Origin of the sequence: Mucilaginibacter sp. (assembly GCF_039207105.1) — a bacterium.
Taxonomy (GTDB): Bacteria; Bacteroidota; Bacteroidia; order Sphingobacteriales; family Sphingobacteriaceae; genus Mucilaginibacter.
Genome location: NZ_JBCECK010000280.1, coordinates 1 through 3,260, shown reverse-complemented (window position 1 = coordinate 3,260; position 3,260 = coordinate 1). Strand labels below are relative to the sequence as shown.

Here is a 3,260-nt window from a genome sequence, read left to right as displayed (position 1 = left end):
GTTCGCGTTCATCCATGCCATAACTTTGGGCGGTGGCCACAGGGTCAAGACCGATTTCATTCGGAATTTTGACCCGGATAATGCCGTCGGGAAATTCAGTTAAGCCCGGATCGAGGTCCACCACCTGTTTCATGATGGGTTCGTAAAAAGCTTCGTAGTTCCAGCCGTCGTTGGTCAGCTCAAAAGACTTCAGGCTGAGCACCGGAAAAAAGTATTCGGCATGGCGCAGTTCCAGTAGGCGCAGGTCGACGATGAACTTTTCACCGGCAATGTCGATCGTGGGCAGGATGCCGGCACGACGGGCTTCGAGGGCGTAGGGATCTACGATAACCTCGAAATCGGTTTTCCCTTTGAGTTGTTCGACTGTCAAGCCGTATTTTTTGGCCATGCCTTCGGGGTCAAGTGCGATCAGCGGCGGGATAATGACCGGCTCTGTGTGGTCGGGTTCAGTCCCGGCATTTTTGATGCGGGCATCCCAGGCCAGCAGGTAATGATCACCCATATCGCTCATCTGGTTAATAAAGGAGATCTCGTTTTTGGGATGATCGGTCTGGCGTAAGACCTGCTTATCAATATCTACCGCAAAGCTGGTTTGCTCGAAACGGTAGATTACGGGTTCTTTCAGTTTATTCATGATCTTTCCTCCTGATGGTTAATTGCTGAAAATTGCGGCGGCCGTAGGATTTGAGCACTTTGGGCACGCGTTTACGCGCCAGCGCTTTCATTAATCCGTGTTCACCATATCGCTTGCTCATGTTAAAAATCTTGATGCTGCCGAAAACAGCGGCAGAACCGCAGACGCCGAGGCAGATGAGGGTGCCCGCGCCGCAGATGTACAAGGCGGCGAACAGGATCATCAGCCCGAGTACCAGCCCGGCGAAATACCAGATGTATTGCGCACGCAGGCCACGGAACTCAATGCTTTTGTTGATACCTTTATTGATATTGTATATGCTGTTATTCATGATGGTTGATGTTTGTTATTATGTGGCGTTCGACCGTGGCGATGGTATCATGGATCGCTCCGCCGTGACTGAACAGGCAAAGGCGTTCGGGCATAAAGTTTCTGCCGCTGCCCATAACGATACTATGGTAGCCGAAAGTGATGATGATCCCGTCGGGTTGAAGGATGCGAGGCAGCGCATCTTTCAATTGCCTGAATGGGCTGCAGATCCGGCCCTCATAAAGTTCCATACTCTTGCGCAAGGCATAAGGCGGATCAAGCAAAATAGTCCTGAAACTTTCGCCTGTCCAGTTGCGCACAAATTCCAGTGCATCCAGGTGGTAATCAGCAGGTGCATTGAGGTCAAGGTCATTACGGACTTCATTTATCCCCAACTTTGTGGTCCCAGCGAAGAGATTAAGCACCAGGCCTTCACAGTTTCTTTCCACCCATTTCCGTATCGGCCGTACCGAAAAAGTATAGCGATGAAGCGGGCATCGGATATGCTCGATTTTTAAATTCATACGCGGACCCCCTTTCTGATCCTGGCAGATACCTGTTCTTCCTGCTGAAGTGATTTCCGGAAAGCCTGTTCGCCTGCGAGCGAAACCACGATAGCTTCTTCCAGGCTGGGTTTCTCGATGATGGGTTCGGCGGCTGTTTCTGATTGGTCTACCGTCATGCCGGTTCGTTCGGCCGCCTGTTGAGCTTCCTGTTTTTCCTGGATCTTCCTCGCGATCTCCTTCTCCAGTACATTCAGTTCGCTTTTCATGGCGATCAGTTCTTTTTCCTGCGGAAAAGGGCGTTCTAATAAGGCCTGTAGTTGCGGGATCCTGTCGCGCTGTTCGGCCAGTTCTCTGGTGTACTTCTCCACCAGGTGGTCCACTTTGTCGATGGCGTTGATGAAATAGCGGGCGGCATTTTTAGGATTATCCGTATTAGGTGCGCCGGAACTTGCCGTATAATGAATACTGCTGCCCGGGCGTTCGGCATATAACGTGTTATATTCGTTTTGAAAGAGTTTACCTTCTACCAGGCTTTTTTCGCTGGCATGCCGGATGTATAATTTAAATCCATATAGTTCCCCAATCTCCTTTACATCCGGTTCACCGGCTTGCGGCTTCCAGCCCTGGTATTGCTTAATGAGGTACTGGCCGATGGCTTTGGCATCGGCGCTGGCGACCGCTTTAAGATGGATCGGGTTGGACTTGCTGCCGTCTTGAGCCAGCTTTTGTACCTGGTGGTAAGCCGCGTGATCAGCAGTCAGCTGGTTAAGCGTGGTTTGGGTTTTGGTGCTATCCTGCTCCAGGTTTTCCAACTGGTAACGGGCACGGGCGTTCTCCCGGTAATGGGCGGTTTTCAAACTTTCGGTCACCGCGATCTTTTTCTCCAGCTTGGTTTTGTCCAACAGCGATGTGTCCCCTGACAGGATAGCGATGTACTCGGAAAAGTTCATGCCGCTCTTTTCATCGATACTCCCTTCATCGATGGTACGCACGTTGAGCTCGCAGTTCTTCATCTGGCTAATGAAGGTTTGTTTGTTTTTGAGCAGGTTGAACTTGTAGGTATCCAGGGACTGCTCGACGGCATAGATGAAATTGAGCACCTTATTGCCATAATGCGATTTGGCCAGCTTGTTACCCTGACGGGAACCGCGCCCGTTGCGCTGTTCCAGTTCGCTCGGCTTCCAGGGGATATCGAGGTGGTGCATGGCGATGACGCGCTCCTGCACATTAAGGCCGGTTCCGGCTTTCTCCGTACTACCAATGAGGATACGGATCTCCCCCCGGTTCATCTTTTTGAACAGGTCCGGTTTCTGTTTATCCGTCCACTGGTGGATAAAAGTGATATGCTGCGGCGGAATGCCCATGTCGGACACCAGCTTTGCTTTCAGCGCGTCATACATATTAAAAGCGTCGGGCTTCGGGGTGCCGATATCGCAGAACACGATCTGCGTACCACGTTGTGCTGTACTGTCACGATAAAGTTCCGCTAACTGGCGTGCACACACATTGACTTTATAATCGGGATGATCTTCGTACAATTCGGAATTAATGAGGCGCATATCTGCCGCCATCTTTTTGGCGTAGTTAGTGGCAATCAGCATCCGGCCTTTATCTTCTTCTTCCGAAAGCGGCAGGCGGCCGATCAGGGTGGCGTCGCCGTTTTTGGCGAAGGCCATCAGTTTGCCGATAAAATCTTCCTGTTCAGGCGTGGGCTTGATATTGATCAGCTTTTCGTCCAGTGCCGGTTTGTCCAGCGCGATATGCGCGGCGGTTTTGTAATCCGTGATCTCGTTGTAAAACAGGGCCAGTTC

The 3,260-nt window shown here is 51.3% G+C and carries 3 protein-coding genes and 1 pseudogene; all 4 read right to left on the bottom strand.

What is annotated here, in order from left to right; genetic code table 11:
* Positions 1 to 634 (bottom strand): hypothetical protein (locus AAGC65_RS25555; protein ID WP_343115285.1); only part of this gene is annotated, 634 nt, incomplete at its 3' end.
* A gap of 103 nt (positions 635 to 737) precedes the next feature.
* Positions 738 to 965: pseudogene (locus AAGC65_RS25550) on the bottom strand (DUF4133 domain-containing protein); the annotation flags it as partial.
* The gene (locus AAGC65_RS25545; protein ID WP_343115284.1) at positions 958 to 1,467 is read right to left on the bottom strand and encodes a hypothetical protein; all 510 of its coding nucleotides are present in this window, start codon (positions 1,465 to 1,467) and stop codon (positions 958 to 960) included. The gene AAGC65_RS25545 and the pseudogene AAGC65_RS25550, both read right to left, overlap by 8 nt.
* Positions 1,464 to 3,260 (bottom strand): helicase C-terminal domain-containing protein (locus AAGC65_RS25540; protein ID WP_343115283.1); only part of this gene is annotated, 1,797 nt, incomplete at its 5' end. The genes AAGC65_RS25545 and AAGC65_RS25540, both read right to left, overlap by 4 nt.

What these genes read in the sequence shown, in the direction of transcription:
- AAGC65_RS25545 (WP_343115284.1), bottom strand. Translation starts at nt 1,467, where the DNA reads ATGAATTTAAAAATCGAGCATATCCGATGCCCGCTTCATCGCTATACT.